Genomic DNA, 16,907 nt, shown 5'->3' with positions numbered 1-16,907 from the left:
GCCGAGCGTCACGGAGAACGAGCGAATGCCGCGCTCTCTAAACTCTGCATAGGTCAGTGTATGAGGAATCTCAATCCTTGTATCTGCCAATATATGCAGGGACTTGATAAGCTGACGTGCTGAATCTGCGATAGCAGAGCCACGTTGTCCGATACGCCGCACAGTATCCGTGTTTTTCGATTCCGTCCGTCCAATCCGGCGGAGCAGCTTTCCTCTAATTGATACTTTCACTCCTGTTTGTAGAAGCCGCCGTGTGTCGGCATGAACAGAGCAGGATGCATGAAGTTCCCGCCTTAGATCACACGTCAGTTTTACTGATTCTCGAATCATCGGGATAAACGTGATGTAAACGGCAGGGTGGAGATGGATGCGCCCAAAAGGAAACCACGAGATGAGAACACCGGGCTTCAGCTTGATACTCATGTCCCCGCTCTCCATCCAAACTGCCGCTCTGCAAGCTCTGCAATTCTCAAAGACGTGTCGTATGCTCCCATAACGTACCCCGCCGTATCTTGCCCTGCGATATGTCTGCCGTGTTCCGTAATTATGCCGCCGCTCTTTTCAATCGCCGTCAGAGCGCACAGCCCCTCTGCTGTCCGATAGGCGGGCTTTGCAAACGGTGCAATACTGACCACTCGGGAGTTCCCTCCATACTGCGAGATAAGCGACGAAACATCGACCGTCTGCAGAAGCTCCTGTCCTGCCGCCGTCGCTTCATAGCTTCCATCGCCGCAATCGGTCATGTTTGTTTGTGTTGCCGTGATTGGCAGCAAAGCGATCTGCTCGCGTGGATCAATCGGGGCATCCGATAGGATAAGATTCGAGATGAGGGCACGATTGTTGTCACTGAATATCTTGATGGTTCGCGAATCATACGAGAGGTTTATATCCCTCTTATTGCAAAATTCATGATCGTTGACGATGACATGCAGAATTCCGTTGTTCTCATTCCCCTGCTTGATGTGAAGCCATACAGTACTCATTGCGTACATGGGAATGATCTCAGCGATGTCAGACTTGTAAAAAAGAGAGTTGGTACCTGCGTACCCGGAAATGGTCAAACTGCGATAACCACTCAGGTAGATGCCGTTCTGATACCCAATGCCGAGTGAAAAATCGACATCATCACGCCCTTCTACTCCGAGGATATACAAATCGAACTTTCCGTAAAATTCCGTCGGGACTTCGGAAAGTTCGACTCCGCGCTCTTTGGAAGGCTGCCAAAAAGATACGCCAGTCCTGCTGTACTGCTCCCCCGTCACCGTTGTGCCTCTGCTGGTCGAAAGCAGCTCGGCATAGCCTGGATTGATGTATTTGAACGACATGACACAACCTCCTAGTCCGAAACAAGGAGCCCTTCTGCTTGAAGGTCGACACTCACATCGCTTTGTGGCTGCTCATCGGAAGAACTCATCGCTTTCACCCAGAAAATGACATTCACAGTGCCGACACCGGAAAGTGCAATCTCATCCTTCCAATCTGCTGCTGTCAAAACGGTATCAGTCGTATAATTGTGATCCATCGCCACCTTCCACTTGTCCGCATGATCGCCGACGAACTTGATCATAAGTGTTCCGTCGATATGGAAGCCGCTCTCGCAGCGCACGGCGCACTTGACGGCTTTCTGCTCGCCCTTGCCCGCATCGAGCAGGACGGAGATGGGCGCGAGTTCCGTACCGGAGCTGACCTCTGTTCCGTCCTTGCCGCCCTCGGTTGGATTGTTCATATAGATATGCAAGAGTTCTGCCATTTTCACACCCTCCAAAATTCCAGTGAAATCTTATAGACCTTCGGGAAATGCGCCATATACTCGTAGGATTTCACCACAACACGCATAGAGGGACGGATATTTCCGCCCTCGTCCGTTACGGACACCATCGTGCGGCTGTCCCAGTAGCCTTTGATTTTCTCCCATGCGGCAGAAGTGACCGTGACCGAACAGGAAATACGGTCGCCCTCCGTGATGTGTCCGAAATCCTGCACAACCGCGCCGCCGACAATTTCGAGGAGCTGCTGACGATCATCGGGAACGATCTGCCAGTTCTCGACACTCAGCGTTTTAACCTCACCAATGTGAATATGAATTGGAATCACCTCCAAGGGCATTCTCGACGGCAGGACGGATGCGGTCGGCGACATGATCGGCAAGCATACGCATTCCCTCGTTGTCCTCCGTGACGGCGTTTTCAATTTGTACCTGTATGTGAATCTGCCGATTGTCCGTCATGGAGGGAGCCGACTGAGTAGTATTTTGGGAGGACGGGATATTTTGTCTCCCTCCCTGCACGATCTGTGCCTGTTGTCCAAGCCCTGCCATCATTTCCGAGTATGAGAACTCCTGCCCATTGACACGGATGTGGGAACTGTCCTCACGCTGCTCAAGGCGGAAGTTTGGAAGGAGATTCTCCATCGCCCATTTGCGCCCAGACTGAAACTGTTGGAGAAGCTCCGGTGTCAGCCCCAGATCCTCTGCCGTGAACTTGTTCTTCTTGCGAAGGTACTGCATCAACCCGACTTGCCCGGATTTCTTGAACACCTGCAGTTCCTCTTTCTGGGAGCGGAGGACTTCCAGAGCGGCGTTGCGTTTGGCATCGAGTTTCTGCTTCTCCGCCCAGCGCGTCGCTTCGACCTCGTCCAGCCCCTTCTGGACCCACGCATCCTTCTCGCGCTCTATCTCTGCAAGGCGGTTTTCAAGTTCGGTCTTCCAGATCGAGTCGATATTGGAAGCGACATCACGCTCCCACTGCTCCATGACACGTGCCTTGCTCTCACTCAGCCACGCCTGTGTCTGCACCTCATCCAAGCCCTTCTGCCGAAAGGCATCGGCTTCGCGAGCGATGGAATCCAGCTTGTTTTGGAGATCCGTCTTGTAGAGCGCATTCGCCTTATCTACAACGTCCCGCTGAAAGTCGGAATAAATCTTCGCTTCCTTCGCGAGACGGTATTCGTCGATTAGATGTGGATCTGCGCCCTTCTGGAAAAACTGAAACGCCTCGCGCCCAAGAGCATGAAGGCTGTTCTGGATGTCCGTGTGTGTCAGCGTATATAAGCTGTCCGTCAGCTGTTCCGTCGCCTTTGCGGATTCACTGACCGTTTTTGCGGCATCCTTTTCTGCCGCCGCACGGATTTGTGCCGCTTTTGCATTCTGCTCCTGCGCCTTGGCATTCTTCTCCGCTTCGGCACGCGCTTTCTCCTCTGCCGCCACTTTCTCTTTGGCAATCTTCTGCTGTTCTTGGTACTGCTTGTACTCATCGCCATAGAGTGCGTCGAGGACGGTACCGCCGAGGAATGGAACAGCAATCAACGGAGATGCCACGGGATGATTCTTCACGAGCCATGAATTTGCTTCTGCGTGTTCACTCACCTTATGAATCTGCTCGCCGACAAAGCCCGCAAGCTCTGCGACGGTCTTTAATGCCTCTCCCCATCCAAGGACGGCATCCTTGATCTCGTCCTTGTTGTCCCGAATCGTTTCAACGAGAGATTCAAAGCCGTCATTGATCTCGGGCATGAGTTCTTCGGCGGCAGGAAGGAGAGCCGCACCAAGGGCAAGTTTCAGCTGCCCCGCTTCCATCTCCATCTCGCGCCATTTGAGATACGTCTCATGCGCCTGTTCGGGATCGAGCAGTCCCGTGGTCTTGACGCGCGAAGAAACGGTCATCAGGTCGTCGTACTGTTCGAGAATCGGGATGAGTGCCGCACCACGCGCACCGAGCACCTCGGCGGTATATGCTTCCTCCATGCCCGCTTCGCTTGCGGTCTTATATCCCTTGGCAAGCTGCGCCAGCTGCTCATTGAGCGGCAGGAGATTTCCCTGTTGATCTTTGAGTGCGATGCCGAAGCGCGAGAGTGCGCGAGATGTGTCATTTCCACGCTCTCCTGCAGCGGATACCTGCTTATCAAGACGAGCAATGAGAGGGATAATGCTCTTGATGTCCGTATCCGCAAGCTGAAACATACGCCCCAGTTCAGCGGCTTCCCCCGCAGAGACATGAAGCCGTTGCGTCAGCTTATAGACGTTCTCACCTGCAAGCATTGCGTCCTTCGTTATATTGAACAGTCCCGCGCCCGTCGCAGCGACGGCCATAACTGCGGCCATCTTTGTCGAGAGAACATTGAATCCGCTCGTAAGATTCCGAACACCCGCCTGTGCCGCCGTCATGCCCGCTGAGATACGTCCACCGAGCGTGCCGGAGAGAACCGCACTCTCCTTAAGACGTGCATTGAGTTTTCGCACTTCCGCTTCCGTCTGTGCGACGGTTCTCTGCTGACGCAGGAGATTGCTCTCCGCACGGCGATAGGATGCGCTGTCCACGCCGTCATTCTTTTTCGCGGATTGCAGGACAGCCACAAGAATCTGTTCCTTCTGCCGCTGAATATCCAACTCGCGGTTGATCGCCTGATGGCGCACCTTGATCTTGTCGAGTTCCGTCCCTACGCCGTCGAGTTTCGCGAGGTCGGCATCCAGTTTCAGATGGATGTTGTTTGCCTTGCTGTTGAGGCGTGCAATGGAATCCGAGACGGTTTTCCCCGCTGTGTCAAAGTCCAGCTGCAGCTGTGCGATGTTGAGACCGATGTCGAGATAGAGTTCATCAATCTTTTGTCCGCGCTTTGCCACTCTATCTCCCTCCCTACATCACGTCGTCAATAAATCGCTCAGACGATCTTTCTTCGCAGATCGCCGTCACCACAAGCTGATCGAGCAAGAATCCTATCTCATGCCCGTCGATTTCCTGCATTGTCCACCCGTAGGCGGACTGCAGCCGCTCGTAGTAACGCAGTAAATTCTGATACGGAGAAAGAACTACGCCTCTTTCTCCGTATCCCCGTTTGGGAGGTTCACCAGTTTGGAGAAGGTGAGTGCCTGAATCCAACGGAAAAGCGCACGTGTCAGTGGTACAATGTCCGCTACATCGACATACTCCTCTACGGATTCCTTCGTAACTTCCTCCCGACCGAATCCGAGGACGATCAGACTGACGTGCTCGTCCAGAAAATCTTCAAGGCTCAGACCTTCCTTGTCGGCATCAAAAAAGGCAAGGAACTCGCGCCACACCTTCATCTTCGGAGGATGCGGCACGATCTCCCTGCCCGCAATATGCAGTTTCGGCGTTTCCATAGCTTCCTCCCTCATACCTGCTCGTACCACTTCGAGCCTGTCTCTGCGGCAAAGCCCGCCGCCTCCTCATCCGCCTTGGCGTAGGACAGACCGTCGGAGAGACGGTAGATTGCCTTTGCCGTCAGCGTCGGCGTATCGAACTGAATGCTCTCCTGCTTCGAATTGCCGCTCTCCGAGGGTTCCGTGAATTGGACTTTGTAGAATTTGGTGTATCTCTTCTTGCCGTTGCGCTTATCCGACTGGAAGAGGACGGCGAAGTACGGAGCGACATCATCCTTGCCCGCCTTCATCACGCCGTTTTCGATGGCGTGTCCCAGAAGGTAAGCCGTGTATTCCAAAGGAAGCGCGGCAGTATCGAAGGTAAGGTCATAGGATGCGGTATTGGATGCCGTATCCACGGACTGACCGTCGGCGAAAAGCTCCGCCTGATTCGTCTGCGGCTTGATGTCCACCTTGCGCAGGAGCTTCCCGAGCGGAATCGGAGCCTCATATGTCGCCGCTCCTCCTGCCACATCGGTAAGCATCTTCGCGATATGTAACTTCTGGATGTTGATGAACTGCCCGCTCGTAAGATTCCCGGCGGGCTTTGCTGTTGGTGTTGGACTTGGCATTTTATTCTCCCTCCACTGCTGTTCTGTAATCTGTAATTTCAACGAATATATCTTTCTCAACGAACTCCTGCGTCTGCACCCTTACAAAGCCGAGTGGCAGAAGCGCGTTCTGCACAGCGCGATGAATCTCTCCGAATCTCCCATCCTTCGTCAGAATATGGATGCGTACCGTCACGCGCCGCTCGAACTCCATACCATCTGCCGAGAGCGCAGGAACGTCGGAAATGACGGTGTAGACAATAATCGGGTATGTCCCCGCATTGGGACTGCGTCCGTGGTAGATGCTCTTCTTTCCGTGAGCGAGAAGCTGCGTCAGCTCCTTCGAGCGCACAAGTACCTGATACACCATCCGTACAACACTCATTTCCCCCTCCTCCGTATCGCAGACCTTACGGCATCCACCATGGCAGAGCGAATACCGTCCTTCTTGGCATCGAGCGCGGGATAGAGAAACGGACGGTTGATGCGCGGACTGAACTCGACGAGTACGCCATAGGGAACGCCATCCTGCGATTTGGCATCCGCCGCGATGCGCCAGACGGAGCCATCTCGTCTGCGCGGCCGCTTGTGGATGGAGTCACGGAGTGCGCCCTTTACCACGCGCTTATCTGTCCCTGCATAGACGGGACAGCGGTTCTTTGCCTCTGCAACCACATCGTCCGCTCCGTGCGCGAGTGCTTCCTTTGCCGCAGCCGTCGCCTCTGCGCCGAGTTCCGAAAGGATCTTCTCGGCAGAGACGAAACCTCGGTATCTAGCCATCCTCCACCAACTCCCTACATTCCATCATGAGCCATTGCTTCTTCCCGCCGAGCGGATAGGGCGGCGCGATTGGTGTGAGCGTTTTGTCACCCCAACGGATACGATCCGTCACTCGCACATCCATGCGGTAACGAATGACGATGCGGTAATCCACCTCCTGCACCTTCTCCGCATATCCGTCGGAGATTTTCGCGGCAAAGGGCAGAACGAGCGCCCACGCCTTTGAAAGCTCCTGCACCGACGAGGAGAGGATATTCCCCTCATCATCCGTCTCCGTGACGGGACGCAGAATAGTGATTCGATGGCGCAGTTCGCTCATGGACACCCTCACCTAAAAGACCTCCTTCCGCACACCGAACAGCAGGGAACGCAGTGTCAAGGCAAGCCCTCTGTGATCCGCTTCCTCTCTGTGTTCATAGAGATAGGAGACGGCGTAGAGAATTGCAACGCGCACAATCGCCTGATCTTCGACCTTGGACAACTGCTTCACGCGCAGTAATGCAGTACAAATCTGTTCTGCCGTTTCCGTAAAGTGTGTGAGGAGATCATCTTCCTCATCTCCGTCAATCCTAAGATACTGCTTGACTGCTGTAAGCGGCACAAGCATAGAACCACCTCCCCTCTTTGCCGCAGATTTCATCAGCCCTTCATCTTGAGCGTCTGCACCGCTTCCTCAAGAACGAGCTTCCCGTCCACACGCTCCTTCATGACGTAGCCGACCATGCCGTTGCCCGCAAACAACTCCTTGAGTTCCTGCAGAGCACGGGTGCCGCGATCCCCGATGTTGTAGTAGGAGTAATCGCCAAATGCGATGACGGTCTTGCCCGCCTCGACAGCGGGCATATATGCCGATGAGTACACGGGATAGCCGAGCAGACGGTCGGGTTCGCCCATCTGGTAGGACGGCTGCCAGAAATACGCTCCGTTGGCATCCTTGAGTTTGCGGATGCTTGCAAGCGTCTGGTCGTTGACGATGAATGCTGCGTTCTTGCGGTAGGGGCGCTTGAGGCTGTAGACGAGCGTCACGAGTTCGTCCGCCTTGATGTCTGCCGCCGCCGTGGTGACGGATGTCTTTGCCGAGATGAGAAGCCCCTTCGGCTTGTGCGTTCCGTCGCCATTGAGGAATGCGTCCTCCTCTGCGTTGCCGAGTGCTTTGCCGAACTGCCCAATGAGATAGTTCTCAAGGTTGAAGGCATTGTCATAGAGCAGCTCCTCCGTCACCTTGACCGCAACGTGGAGCTTGTGCGCGTCGAGGACGATCTGGTCGAAGGTCGCGTCCCCGAAGGTGAGTGGCGCACCTTCCTCAATCCACGATGCCGCAGGTTTTGTGGCGGCGATGTTGATCTTGTGCTCCCCACTCGTCGTGATCGTCGTTGCAAGCGGACGCAGGACGTTCTCTTCAGTGAGTACGTCGATGAGACGCTTGTCATATTCCTCTGGAACGAGATAACCGCCGCTGGCATCCGTCCCCTCCTGCAGGACGTTCTCCACCTGACGGAAGTTCGTGCGGAGTGCCTTGAGCATCGCCGCACGGTATGCCTCGCTTGCACGACCTGTCTTTTCGGAAGCGAATCCTGCGCCCGGTGTATTGGTGATTGCTGCCGTCACAGGCTTTGCGAGCTGTGCGTCGAGAATTGCCTGACGCTCCATGCGCTCGATGTCCTTGCCGAGCGCAAGCACCTCGTTCTCCATCTGCTCGTATGCCTTGGCGTCCTCTGCCGTAAGGCGGCCATCCTTCTCGTGTTCATCAAGGAACTGCTTCGCCTGTTCCCACATTTCTGCACGCTTCTCGCGCATTGCCATGATCTTATCCATGTGTTTGTCCCTCCGTTAGTGTGAAATAGAAAAGAGCCGTCGTTTGAGCGGCTCTGCATCGACATTGTGTGTCCCCTGTCCGAATTTCGAGAGCAGGGAGTTCGTGACGGCGGCACGGGAGAAGATCAGCCCGTCTGCCGTATCGGTCACAGGACGCTGTGCGTCCGCATAGAGAACGGAATCCGCAAATCCAAGCTCCACCGCCTTCTTGGCGTTCATCCACGTCTCGGCATCCATGAGCCTTGAAATCTTCGCACGGGACAATCCCGTCTTGAGTTCGTAGGCGTTGATAATGCTCTCCTTGATTTCGGCAAGGAACGTGATCGTCCGCTCCATCTCATGTGTATCCCCGATGGAAACAGTCATTGGATTGTGAATCATCAACATCCCCAAGGGAGAAATCTCAACCGTTGATCCTGCCATAGCGACAACGGATGCAGCAGAAGCCGCAATCCCATCAATCTTGACATTGACGTTTCCCTTATACTCCATAAGCATATTGTAGATCTGTGCCGCCGCATAGCAGTCCCCGCCCGGCGAGTTGATCCAGAGGTCAATATCTCCCTCGGCGGCATTCAACTCAGAGCGGAACATCTGGGGTGTAATTTCATCGCCCCACCACGTCTCGTCTGAGATTTCACCATCCAGAAGCAAGATACGCTTCTCTCCCTCGTTCCGCACCCAGTTCCAAAATTTACGCTTCATCGTTTTCTCCCTCCTGTTGCTGACCCGCAAAGAGTCCTGCGTCCCTCAGTTTTGTCATATTCCCGTTGATAAGATAGAGATCGCCGCCCTCTGCGGATTCAATCGGATTCATGTCCTCAAGGCTGCGGATGTCGTTCGCCGAGAGCCATCCGTTCTGTCGCCCGATGGCATAGCCCTCCATACGGCTCTTGTAGTCCCCGCGCAGAAGACCGTCCACGTTGAAGCGGATGAAGTAGTCCTTCTGCTCCTTATCTGATAGTAACGCTTTCTGCAACGACTGCTCCCATCGCATGACCCACGGATTCAAAGTGTATTTGACAAATTCAAGCGACTGCTGCTCGATATTTGAGAAACTGGACTTCTCCAAATCCCCGACCATATGCGGCGGTACACGATAGAGACGTGCAATCTCGTCAATCTGGAACTTCCTCGTCTCAAGGAACTGCGCCTCCTCGGGTGGTATGGCAATCTGCTGATACTTTACACCTTCCTCGAGGACGGCGATTCTGCCCGTGTTCATCGTGCCGCCGTAGACGGCGTGCCAGCTCTCTCGCAGTTTCGACGGGTCTTTGAGGACACCCGGATGCTCAAGCACGCCGCCCGGACGCGCACCGTTCTTAAAGAATGCCGCGCCATACTCTTCCGTTGCCAGAGCGATGCCGATGGCATTCTTTGCCATAGCGATAGGAGAATAGCCAACCAGACCGTCAAAGCCGAGTCCCGGAATGTGGAGGACATCCTCGCGTCGTAAACGAATCTGCCCCTTGTCCGCAAAATTCGGATTCTCCTCTGTGCTTCGCGTGTAAGTATAGTAAAGTTCACCCGTGCGGCTGTCGCGGCTGACTTCCATCTTATCCGGGAGCAGCGGATAGAGGCCAAGAACACGTCCCCTGCCATCCCGCAAAATTTGTGCGTAGGCATTTCCCCAGAGGAGGAGATGCGACATAAGCGTCTCACGAAAGACGAAACTCGTCATCTCGGGATTCGGCGCATCGTGGAGCAGGAAGTACAGCGGATGCTCCGGCACACGCTCTTTTCCCTGCCCTTTATAGGCGTAGACATGGAGCGGCAATCCTGCGATGGATTCTGCGAGAATGCGCACACAGGCATAGACCGCCGTTGTCTGCATTGCCGTACGCTCGTTGACCGCCTTACCCGCTGCCGTCTGTCCAAACAAAAAAGACAAGCCACCGAGATGATTGTAAGGCTTGTCCCGCGAACGGAAAAGTTTGCTGAATAGGTTCATGGAAACCTCCTTAATTTTGTAGACATCCACTTTTATGTATGTTATAATAGTTATATCAAATCCGTTCGGCAAGCAGAAAGGACTGTGTTATGAAAGCAACATTCAATGATTTCGTTCACGACAACCCTAATTGCAGCAAATTTCACACCGACCCAGATGCAATTTCTATATTCAATCTTTTATCGCAAGATACGAATATAATTGCTATGATTGATGCATCCGAAGCAGGCAAGCCAGCTCTTTCTGCTTGTGTGCTAAACGTCGAGGTTTGTTCCCAATCAAGCCAGAGCATTGATCTAACGGATGGGTTCACCCGTACCGTTATAGGACGTATGATCAAAACCATTCTAAAGCCGTTTGGTTATGAAGTTGATAAGCAGAAAAACCTACCAAAGAATTCAGGAGCGACATATTTCACGTCAGCATCCTGCTATAAAATGACAGGACCTGCATCAATGAAGGTCATTCGAACTATCGTCCCAATAGATGCCTAGACATCATATACATTTGAATATGGACTAGGGGAATCTTATTGTTGAAATATTTTCTAGGAGGTTGATTTTATGCTTGAATCACTTGATGGTAAAAAGGTCACAACACTTCCTCATCTGAAGGACTATAATACATGGCGCAACAAACTTTCTGATGCAGATTATGAGGCAATTGAAGATGATTTGAATCGTAGAATTGATGCTGGTGATATTCATACCGCCGGTTGGATGCCGGGAAGCGATTGGACGGGAACGGTCTTTGAGCCTATTTATCAGATTGCATGCCGAAAGAGCATTACACACTCAGCTATGTTTTTCGGTTTAATTGTATTTAAGGTGTTTATGGAACGACCAGAAACATGGATTTTTGGCAAGTTTGAGAAAGACGGAAAAGACATTGGAAGCATCACGTATTTTCGACATGATGCTTCTTAATGAATCTTTTCTCTCCACAAATACTCATATCCGAAGAAGTAGTGAAAGGGCTGTTTTTCTGAGCCAAGCATGATTCACAGCAACAAGATTCCTCTCTCATCATACACCGATTCCGATGCATCGTTCCCACAGCGGATCGCACGATCCAGAGCCATGATGAGCGCAATCACGCCATCGATCTTCTCGGTGGACTTCTCCTTGTCCGCCTTGATGTTCCCCGCGGGGTCGGTGCGAATGAAAATGTTGTCTGCCATCCAGCGCATGACGGGATGCCCGCCGTGCGCTATTTTCTTTTCCAGCGTCAGCTTCATCAACTCTTTGGTCGGCGGGCTCATATCCTTGAAGCCCTGTCCGAACGGAACAACGGCAAAGCCCATCCCTTCAAGATTCTGCACCATCTGCACCGCGCCCCATCGGTCGAAAGCAATCTCGCGGATGTTGTACTTCTCGCCCAGTTTCTCAATGAACGCCTCGATAAATCCGTAATGCACGACATTCCCCTCGGTGGTCATAAGAAAGTCCTGCTTCTCCCACACGTCGTACGGAACGTGGTCGCGCCGTACACGCAGATCGATATTCTCCTCGGGAATCCAGAAGTACGGCAGCACGGCAAACGGCTCATCCTCCTCCGTTGGAGGGAACACGAGGACAAATGCCGTAATATCCATCGTGGAGGAAAGGTCAAGACCGCCGTAGCAAACACGCCCCTCCAAGGACTCGGCATCCACAGGCATAGCGCACGCATCCCATTTGTCCATTGGCATCCACCGAACAGACTGCTTCACCCACTGATTCAAACGAAGCTGACGAAAGCTGTTTTCCTCGGCGGGATTCTGCCGTGCGGAGTCACAAGCCGCCTGTACCTTGTCGATGCCGACCGTAATGCCAAGCGACGGATTCGACCGCTTCCAGACCTCCGGGTCTGTCCAGTCCTCATCCTCCTTTGCGCCGTAGATCACAGGATAGAAGGTCGAATCAATCTTTCTCCCTTCGAGAATGTCCTTCGCTTTCTGGTGTGTCTCATAGCAGATGGACTGCGTATCCGTCCCCGCTGTCGTAATGAGGAAGTAAAGCGGCTGCATACGCGCATCACCAGAGCCCTTCGTCATAACGTCAAAGAGCTTGCGATTCGGCTGCGTGTGCAACTCATCGAATACCACGCCGTGAATATTGAAGCCGTGCTTTGAGTACGCCTCTGCCGAAAGCACCTGATAGAAGCTGTTCGTCGGCAGATATACCATCCGCTTCTGGGAGGCGAGGATCTTCACCCGCTTGCCGAGTGCGGGACACATCCGCACCATATCTGCTGCGACCTCGAATACGATGCTTGCTTGCTGACGATCAGCAGCACAGCCATACACCTCGGCACGTTCCTCACCGTCGCCGCAGCAAAGGAGCAGTGCGACAGCGGCCGCGAGCTCTGATTTTCCTTGCTTCTTGGGAATCTCCACATACGCCGTATTGAACTGCCGATAACCGTTCGGCTTCAAAATTCCGAAAATGTCTCGAATAATGCGCTCCTGCCAGTCGATGAGTTCGAACGGCTTTTCCGCCCATGTTCCCTTCGTATGGCACAGACACTCGATGAAGCCCACCGCATAATCGGCGGCATCGGCATCATAGCGGGAATCCTTCGCCATGAATTTTGTCGGTGTATAATCGGTCAGCTTCCGCAAGCAAATCACATCCCATCAAAAATACCGACCTCCCAATCGTTAGATTTTTGGCCTAACTTTTGGGGGTCGGTACAAAGTACTATAGTTATTTAATTACAATTTTTTAAGCATATCTAAAACTTCATTAGCAGGTACAGTACAATCTTCGCATTCAATATCACCATCTTCCTTAATTTTATTGTATCGAATATGCGTTACTTCCCAAGGCCCTCCATCATATCCAGCTTGATATGATGCTTTATCGAAACCAGACTCTGAATCTAAGTCATAGCCGTACTCTTTTGCAGCATCCTCTATAGCCTTATCAAATTGAGATTCGGCATATTCGTCAGCTTCTTCCTTTTCTAGAAATACAGCTTTCAGCTCACCTTCATTGGTTACGATGTAAATCTTCGGATTCTGTTTCTTTAGCAATTTTTTGTTCATTACGCACACCTATTATGAAGCAACCTCCTGTCAAGAGTTAATCTTGAGGAGATCACCACAAAATTTCCTTTCTTAAGTTTTAATACAATACTACCTATGCTAGAAGATATTGTCAATCGTTTTGTGTAAACTTTTTTCTTTCCTTTGCTCCACATGGTGAATTCCTCCTCGCTTGCTCTGTGGTTTTCCCTTTCGGTAGTCACATATTCCCGTACTTTCCGGGATATAGCAAGCGATTCAGACTGTATACTTTACCAAAGGCAGGGAAGGGATTCCGGCGGCACTTTCTCCGGCTCTCGGTCGCTGTAATCGTATGCCTCACCCAAAATCTCCTCGTCAAAACCGAATTTCTCATAAGCTTTGGCAAGAACCTCAAGGTAGTGAATGGACGGCACACCAAGTTTCCGCTCCTCGTGCATGATGTAGACCATGCCGCGAGTTTTTCCCAGATCCTCGTCGTTCGCTCCCGTGCGAGTGGCTTGGATTGTCCGCTTGTAGTAGAAGGAGGGAAATCCCTCGTAGCGGTCAAGCCGTTCCTCGTCCTTTTCCGAAATACGCCAGAGCAGAATCGGGACGGTCAGCCCTTTCTCTTTCTCGATGGTCGCATACGCTCCCGTTTTGCTCCCCTTGAACATGAGCCGCCAGCCTTCGAGGAGTCCCGTCCCCAGAAGCTCCGCCTCCGGGCAGCGAAACGCCATCTGCCGCTCGTCCATGTTCGAGCCGTAAGCGATGTAAATCTTCGTTTTCATCTTCATCATCCTTTCCGCTTCCGAAGGAACATTCCTTCTACCGCTTCAAGCCCGCCAGAAGGCGGGCAATGTCGGGTCTTTGGCACTTATGCCGAAGGGATGCTCCTGCCGAAGCGGAAAGCTGCGTCGCCTGCAAGGTTCCTCGTGAGGATGTCCCGCGCCGTGGCGAATTCGCCGCCGATGAAGCCGAGGCGCATCAGCCATGTCCGCATTGCGAATTTCGGGTTCTCCCGCTGTGGTTCTTTGGGGCTTGCCGTCCTTACTGTCTTTGCCATTTCGGAAAGGGCAAGGCAAAGCTGGATGTAACTCTTGATTTCCCCCGCGTGGATGCCGCCCTTGCGCTCTGCCGTGGGATTGGCGAATTGGAAGAGACGGAATTCGATGGTGCCTTTCGTAAAGGTAGCGTGGAGATTGAGGCAATGGTAGCGTGAGCCGTTGTAGTGATGTCCTCTGCCATGTGCAGCACAATTCCCTTCGTACCAGATGTCCGCAAGTTCTTCCATCGTCTGTGGCTTTTCCCTGTTGAGACGGTCGAGGAAGTTGCGATCCACCGTCCTGCAGTAGCGTCCGATGCGGCTTTGGTCGATGCGCATCGCGGCGATCAGGAGACTTTCGTGGCTTGCCATCAAATTGGCGAGGTTGCGGAGGGTTTTCGCCGTATGGTCGCCCTTGCCGATGTGGATGTGTACGCCGCACATATGGGCGGGGTTGCTCTTTGCTCCTGCGCGGCGCAGTCTGCGCAAAAGTTCCTGCAGGCGCTCGATGTCTTCGTAGCGGAGGATGGGCGTGACCAGTTCGGTCTGCTCCGCGCTGCCGGCGGCGTCGATGCTGACGTCGCGTTGGAATTTCCACTCGCGCCCCTTGGCGTCCCATGCGCTCCATGTGCAGTATCCGTTTCTGTGCGCTGTGTCCGCAAAGCGTCCCGTGCCGAAGAAGTCTGCCGCAATGCCTGCGGCGTCCCTGCGGGTAATGCCGTACATCTCGACTTCCACCCCGATGGTCTGCCTTTTCATGTCTGCGATCTGCCGTGCCGTTTCCGCTTTCATTTGGAAGCTCCCCTTTCTTCGCTGTCCTATGGGCTTTCCTTGTGTATATACATGGCTCTAAAAGCCACATATAGCAAGCGAATAGCGGAGTATACTTGACATTTTGCAGATTTTTTACGGCGTATCATACGGTGCAACGAGAAGCAGCCCCGAAGGGCTGTTTTTCCTCTTGGAGCGGCTTAGATGCGCTTCATGCACCAAGCCATCGCGTGTCCGCCGTCCTCGAAAAGCTCCTTGGCGGCTTCGACAAGGTTCAGGCGGCATTCGATGTCCGCGAATCCCGTCTCCTCCGGCGTTTCGACCATCTCGTAGATGGCTGCGTGGAAGCCCCAACACTCCATCCCGACGACAAGGATCTGTTCGCCGTAGCGAAGGATCGCGCCGCTCGTCCCGAACCGCATCTCATCGAGGTGCTCCATCGTGGTGGTCTTCGGCCATCTTGCTTCTGCGTTTTTCATTTTGTGTTCCTCGCTTTCTGTGTGTAGGTTGTTCCCTTCGTCATGTGTATATATCACTCTAAACGCAGGATATAGCAAGTCATATTTCGGATAAACTACACTTATTTTTCGAGAGAAACACAGCCCCGAAAGGCTGTGCAAGAAGCTGTAAAACTTACTCTTCGCCCGTGAGGATAAAGCGAATATATGCGGCGCGATCTCTCTCGATGAAGCAGATGAGTTCGTAGAATTCCATCTTAAACGCCATCCTCTGAACAGCGGGAATGTCGAACATATTCACCCGCCCCGAATCGCGGATATCCATGATCTGTGCGAAAACCTTCTCGTTCATGATCTGCCCCCTTTCTGCATAATGCGGAAGGAGTCCACGCCGGGGATCAAACTGAGCGAGGAGCCTGTCTCCCATCGGACGAGAAGCTGTCCCGCATCGTCAACGCGCAGAATCTCGCCCATCGTCCCTTTGGGTGGTGCTTGCGGATCGTCCATTCCGAGGAGTTCCACCCGAGTCCCGCGTGGGTATCGCTCTCGAAGTGCGGCGATCTGCTCCTTACTCGGAAACCGCATGACGCTCATCTCCTTTCCGATGTCCGCTCTTAAACGCGCTGCTGCCCGTGAGGTTCTGCATGAGGATCTTACGGCTCTCCTTGTAGGCGCTACCGATCATGCCAAGGCGCAGGAGGAAGCAGCGGAAAGCGTACTTTTCGTTGTCCACAATTTTCTCCTTCGCCGTGACGCGCTTCTGCGTCCGCGCCATCAGGCAGAGCTTGCTGATGAACTCGGCATACGCCTTTGCCGTCTCGTCGGTGATCGAGCCGTGCAGCCATGCAAAGGTGATGCGGTCATCGGTCAGCGTGTAGGTCGCCTCGCGAATGTCAAAGGCGTGCCGGATGAGCCGCCCCTTGCTCCGAAGGAGTGCATCGAGATTCTGCAGTGATGTCTCCGTGAAAAGACTGCGTGGGAGACTGATCGAAAGGCTGTCCTCGTCGGGTTCTGCCATCACCGCCTCCATTGGAGCAGGTTCTTCTACCACCGTTTCTGTCGGTGTCGGTTCATCATCTGCCGCTTCCGTTCGGCTCGGCGCGTCTGCCCCTGTGGCCGCGCAGGAAGTCTCGTTCTCCCAATCCTCGGACATGAAGCCCTCCTCGCGCAGTGCCGTGCGCACACGCTCAACGGTCGCTTCGTCGGTGACATCGTCGAAGCAAAGGCTGCCGTCCTTCGTGATCTCGAATGCTCCGATCTTGTAGGAAAATGTCGGTGCGCCGCAATAGACGGGCTTTTCGCCGAGCACCTTGCTGATGATCCCGACCATCGCCTTGCGCTCTTCCTTTTGGATGTTGTAATTGACCTTCATGGTGGTTTCCTCCTTTATGA

At 53.4% G+C, this 16,907-nt stretch carries 23 protein-coding genes and 1 pseudogene; 2 read left to right on the top strand and 22 right to left on the bottom strand.

The window, feature by feature from the left end; genetic code table 11:
* The 14 genes and pseudogenes from AXF19_RS14600 to AXF19_RS10105 form a co-directional block, all read right to left on the bottom strand.
* Positions 1–423: pseudogene (locus AXF19_RS14600) on the bottom strand (hypothetical protein); the annotation flags it as partial.
* Positions 420–1,325, bottom strand: a complete 906-nt coding sequence (locus tag AXF19_RS10165) for a hypothetical protein (RefSeq protein WP_066848403.1) — start codon at positions 1,323–1,325, stop codon at positions 420–422. The pseudogene AXF19_RS14600 and the gene AXF19_RS10165, both read right to left, overlap by 4 nt.
* Before the next feature lie 11 nt (positions 1,326–1,336).
* Complete coding sequence (locus AXF19_RS10160; protein WP_066848400.1) at positions 1,337–1,750, bottom strand: hypothetical protein; 414 nt, start codon at positions 1,748–1,750, stop codon at positions 1,337–1,339.
* 2 nt (positions 1,751–1,752) lie between these two features.
* Positions 1,753–2,094 (bottom strand): phosphoribosylformylglycinamidine cyclo-ligase, encoded by a 342-nt coding sequence (locus tag AXF19_RS10155; protein WP_066850213.1) that lies wholly within the window; start codon positions 2,092–2,094, stop codon positions 1,753–1,755.
* Positions 2,066–4,618, bottom strand: a complete 2,553-nt coding sequence (locus AXF19_RS10150; protein ID WP_066848398.1) for a hypothetical protein — start codon at positions 4,616–4,618, stop codon at positions 2,066–2,068. The genes AXF19_RS10155 and AXF19_RS10150 overlap by 29 nt, the downstream gene beginning before the upstream one ends.
* A gap of 186 nt (positions 4,619–4,804) precedes the next feature.
* Positions 4,805–5,119: a phage tail assembly chaperone G gene (gene gpG / locus AXF19_RS10145; RefSeq protein ID WP_066848395.1), complete on the bottom strand. Its 315-nt coding sequence runs from the start codon at positions 5,117–5,119 to the stop codon at positions 4,805–4,807.
* A gap of 11 nt (positions 5,120–5,130) precedes the next feature.
* Entirely contained in the window at positions 5,131–5,730 is a 600-nt protein-coding gene (locus AXF19_RS10140; RefSeq protein ID WP_066848392.1) for a major tail protein, read from the bottom strand.
* A 1-nt stretch (position 5,731) separates the two neighbouring features.
* Positions 5,732–6,094 carry a tail completion protein gp17 gene (gene gp17, locus AXF19_RS10135; RefSeq protein WP_066848389.1) on the bottom strand — a complete coding sequence of 121 codons (363 nt, stop codon included), beginning with the start codon at positions 6,092–6,094 and terminating at the stop codon, positions 5,732–5,734.
* On the bottom strand, positions 6,091–6,489 hold the full coding sequence (locus AXF19_RS10130) for an HK97 gp10 family phage protein (protein WP_066848386.1): 399 nt from the start codon (positions 6,487–6,489) through the stop codon (positions 6,091–6,093). The genes gp17 and AXF19_RS10130 overlap by 4 nt, the downstream gene beginning before the upstream one ends.
* On the bottom strand, positions 6,482–6,808 hold the full coding sequence (locus tag AXF19_RS10125; RefSeq protein WP_066848382.1) for a phage head closure protein: 327 nt from the start codon (positions 6,806–6,808) through the stop codon (positions 6,482–6,484). Before AXF19_RS10125 ends, AXF19_RS10130 begins: the two co-directional genes overlap by 8 nt.
* 12 nt (positions 6,809–6,820) lie before the next feature.
* Positions 6,821–7,096, bottom strand: coding sequence for a head-tail connector protein (locus AXF19_RS10120; RefSeq protein ID WP_066848379.1), 276 nt, complete (start codon positions 7,094–7,096; stop codon positions 6,821–6,823).
* A gap of 32 nt (positions 7,097–7,128) precedes the next feature.
* Positions 7,129–8,304 (bottom strand): phage major capsid protein, encoded by a 1,176-nt coding sequence (locus tag AXF19_RS10115; protein ID WP_066848376.1) that lies wholly within the window; start codon positions 8,302–8,304, stop codon positions 7,129–7,131.
* Between the two features lie 15 nt (positions 8,305–8,319).
* On the bottom strand, positions 8,320–9,009 hold the full coding sequence (locus tag AXF19_RS10110; RefSeq protein ID WP_066848374.1) for a head maturation protease, ClpP-related: 690 nt from the start codon (positions 9,007–9,009) through the stop codon (positions 8,320–8,322).
* Positions 8,999–10,255: a phage portal protein gene (locus tag AXF19_RS10105; protein ID WP_066848372.1), complete on the bottom strand. Its 1,257-nt coding sequence runs from the start codon at positions 10,253–10,255 to the stop codon at positions 8,999–9,001. The genes AXF19_RS10110 and AXF19_RS10105 overlap by 11 nt, the downstream gene beginning before the upstream one ends.
* Before the next feature lie 89 nt (positions 10,256–10,344).
* On the opposite strand from AXF19_RS10105, the gene AXF19_RS13990 reads away from it, so the two are divergent.
* Together AXF19_RS13990 and AXF19_RS10100 are read left to right on the top strand one after the other, a co-directional pair.
* The gene (locus AXF19_RS13990) at positions 10,345–10,749 is read left to right on the top strand and encodes a hypothetical protein (protein WP_084784813.1); all 405 of its coding nucleotides are present in this window, start codon (positions 10,345–10,347) and stop codon (positions 10,747–10,749) included.
* A gap of 69 nt (positions 10,750–10,818) precedes the next feature.
* Positions 10,819–11,181: a hypothetical protein gene (locus AXF19_RS10100; RefSeq protein WP_066848370.1), complete on the top strand. Its 363-nt coding sequence runs from the start codon at positions 10,819–10,821 to the stop codon at positions 11,179–11,181.
* A 74-nt stretch (positions 11,182–11,255) separates the two neighbouring features.
* On the opposite strand, the gene AXF19_RS10095 is transcribed toward AXF19_RS10100, so the two are convergent.
* The 8 genes from AXF19_RS10095 to AXF19_RS10060 form a co-directional block, all read right to left on the bottom strand.
* A complete protein-coding gene (locus AXF19_RS10095; RefSeq protein ID WP_066848368.1) occupies positions 11,256–12,857 on the bottom strand; it encodes a terminase large subunit in 1,602 nt (533 codons plus the stop codon).
* Positions 12,858–12,950: 93 nt separating this feature from the next.
* Positions 12,951–13,283: a hypothetical protein gene (locus tag AXF19_RS10090; RefSeq protein ID WP_066848366.1), complete on the bottom strand. Its 333-nt coding sequence runs from the start codon at positions 13,281–13,283 to the stop codon at positions 12,951–12,953.
* Between the two features lie 251 nt (positions 13,284–13,534).
* Positions 13,535–14,041 (bottom strand): gamma-glutamylcyclotransferase family protein, encoded by a 507-nt coding sequence (locus tag AXF19_RS10085; protein WP_066848363.1) that lies wholly within the window; start codon positions 14,039–14,041, stop codon positions 13,535–13,537.
* A 77-nt stretch (positions 14,042–14,118) separates the two neighbouring features.
* Positions 14,119–15,078 (bottom strand): amidoligase family protein, encoded by a 960-nt coding sequence (locus AXF19_RS10080; protein WP_066848360.1) that lies wholly within the window; start codon positions 15,076–15,078, stop codon positions 14,119–14,121.
* Between the two features lie 179 nt (positions 15,079–15,257).
* On the bottom strand, positions 15,258–15,536 hold the full coding sequence (locus tag AXF19_RS10075) for a hypothetical protein (protein WP_066848357.1): 279 nt from the start codon (positions 15,534–15,536) through the stop codon (positions 15,258–15,260).
* A gap of 154 nt (positions 15,537–15,690) precedes the next feature.
* Positions 15,691–15,867, bottom strand: coding sequence for a DUF5049 domain-containing protein (locus AXF19_RS10070; protein WP_066848354.1), 177 nt, complete (start codon positions 15,865–15,867; stop codon positions 15,691–15,693).
* On the bottom strand, positions 15,864–16,100 hold the full coding sequence (locus tag AXF19_RS10065; RefSeq protein ID WP_066848351.1) for a DUF4314 domain-containing protein: 237 nt from the start codon (positions 16,098–16,100) through the stop codon (positions 15,864–15,866). Before AXF19_RS10065 ends, AXF19_RS10070 begins: the two co-directional genes overlap by 4 nt.
* Entirely contained in the window at positions 16,084–16,887 is an 804-nt protein-coding gene (locus AXF19_RS10060; protein ID WP_066848348.1) for a virulence protein, read from the bottom strand. Before AXF19_RS10060 ends, AXF19_RS10065 begins: the two co-directional genes overlap by 17 nt.
* Between the last annotated feature and the right edge of the window lie 20 nt (positions 16,888–16,907).

It is taken from the genome of Selenomonas sp. oral taxon 126, assembly GCF_001683335.1.
Classification (GTDB): domain Bacteria; phylum Bacillota; class Negativicutes; order Selenomonadales; family Selenomonadaceae; genus Centipeda.
This window is presented reverse-complemented; position numbering and strand designations above follow the sequence as displayed.

Coding starts and splice junctions, on each gene's coding strand:
- AXF19_RS10115 (WP_066848376.1), bottom strand. CDS start 8,304: ATGGATAAGATCATGGCAATGCGCGAGAAGCGTGCAGAAATGTGGGAA.
- AXF19_RS10110 (WP_066848374.1), bottom strand. CDS start 9,009: ATGAAGCGTAAATTTTGGAACTGGGTGCGGAACGAGGGAGAGAAGCGT.
- AXF19_RS10165 (WP_066848403.1), bottom strand. CDS start 1,325: ATGTCGTTCAAATACATCAATCCAGGCTATGCCGAGCTGCTTTCGACC.
- AXF19_RS10100 (WP_066848370.1), top strand. CDS start 10,819: ATGCTTGAATCACTTGATGGTAAAAAGGTCACAACACTTCCTCATCTG.
- AXF19_RS10160 (WP_066848400.1), bottom strand. CDS start 1,750: ATGGCAGAACTCTTGCATATCTATATGAACAATCCAACCGAGGGCGGC.
- AXF19_RS10090 (WP_066848366.1), bottom strand. CDS start 13,283: ATGAACAAAAAATTGCTAAAGAAACAGAATCCGAAGATTTACATCGTA.
- AXF19_RS10085 (WP_066848363.1), bottom strand. CDS start 14,041: ATGATGAAGATGAAAACGAAGATTTACATCGCTTACGGCTCGAACATG.
- AXF19_RS13990 (WP_084784813.1), top strand. CDS start 10,345: ATGAAAGCAACATTCAATGATTTCGTTCACGACAACCCTAATTGCAGC.
- AXF19_RS10105 (WP_066848372.1), bottom strand. CDS start 10,255: ATGAACCTATTCAGCAAACTTTTCCGTTCGCGGGACAAGCCTTACAAT.
- AXF19_RS10125 (WP_066848382.1), bottom strand. CDS start 6,808: ATGAGCGAACTGCGCCATCGAATCACTATTCTGCGTCCCGTCACGGAG.
- AXF19_RS10080 (WP_066848360.1), bottom strand. CDS start 15,078: ATGAAAGCGGAAACGGCACGGCAGATCGCAGACATGAAAAGGCAGACC.
- gpG (WP_066848395.1), bottom strand. CDS start 5,119: ATGGAAACGCCGAAACTGCATATTGCGGGCAGGGAGATCGTGCCGCAT.
- AXF19_RS10130 (WP_066848386.1), bottom strand. CDS start 6,489: ATGGCTAGATACCGAGGTTTCGTCTCTGCCGAGAAGATCCTTTCGGAA.
- AXF19_RS10065 (WP_066848351.1), bottom strand. CDS start 16,100: ATGCGGTTTCCGAGTAAGGAGCAGATCGCCGCACTTCGAGAGCGATAC.
- gp17 (WP_066848389.1), bottom strand. CDS start 6,094: ATGAGTGTTGTACGGATGGTGTATCAGGTACTTGTGCGCTCGAAGGAG.
- AXF19_RS10060 (WP_066848348.1), bottom strand. CDS start 16,887: ATGAAGGTCAATTACAACATCCAAAAGGAAGAGCGCAAGGCGATGGTC.
- AXF19_RS10120 (WP_066848379.1), bottom strand. CDS start 7,096: ATGCTTGTGCCGCTTACAGCAGTCAAGCAGTATCTTAGGATTGACGGA.
- AXF19_RS10070 (WP_066848354.1), bottom strand. CDS start 15,867: ATGAACGAGAAGGTTTTCGCACAGATCATGGATATCCGCGATTCGGGG.
- AXF19_RS10075 (WP_066848357.1), bottom strand. CDS start 15,536: ATGAAAAACGCAGAAGCAAGATGGCCGAAGACCACCACGATGGAGCAC.
- AXF19_RS10140 (WP_066848392.1), bottom strand. CDS start 5,730: ATGCCAAGTCCAACACCAACAGCAAAGCCCGCCGGGAATCTTACGAGC.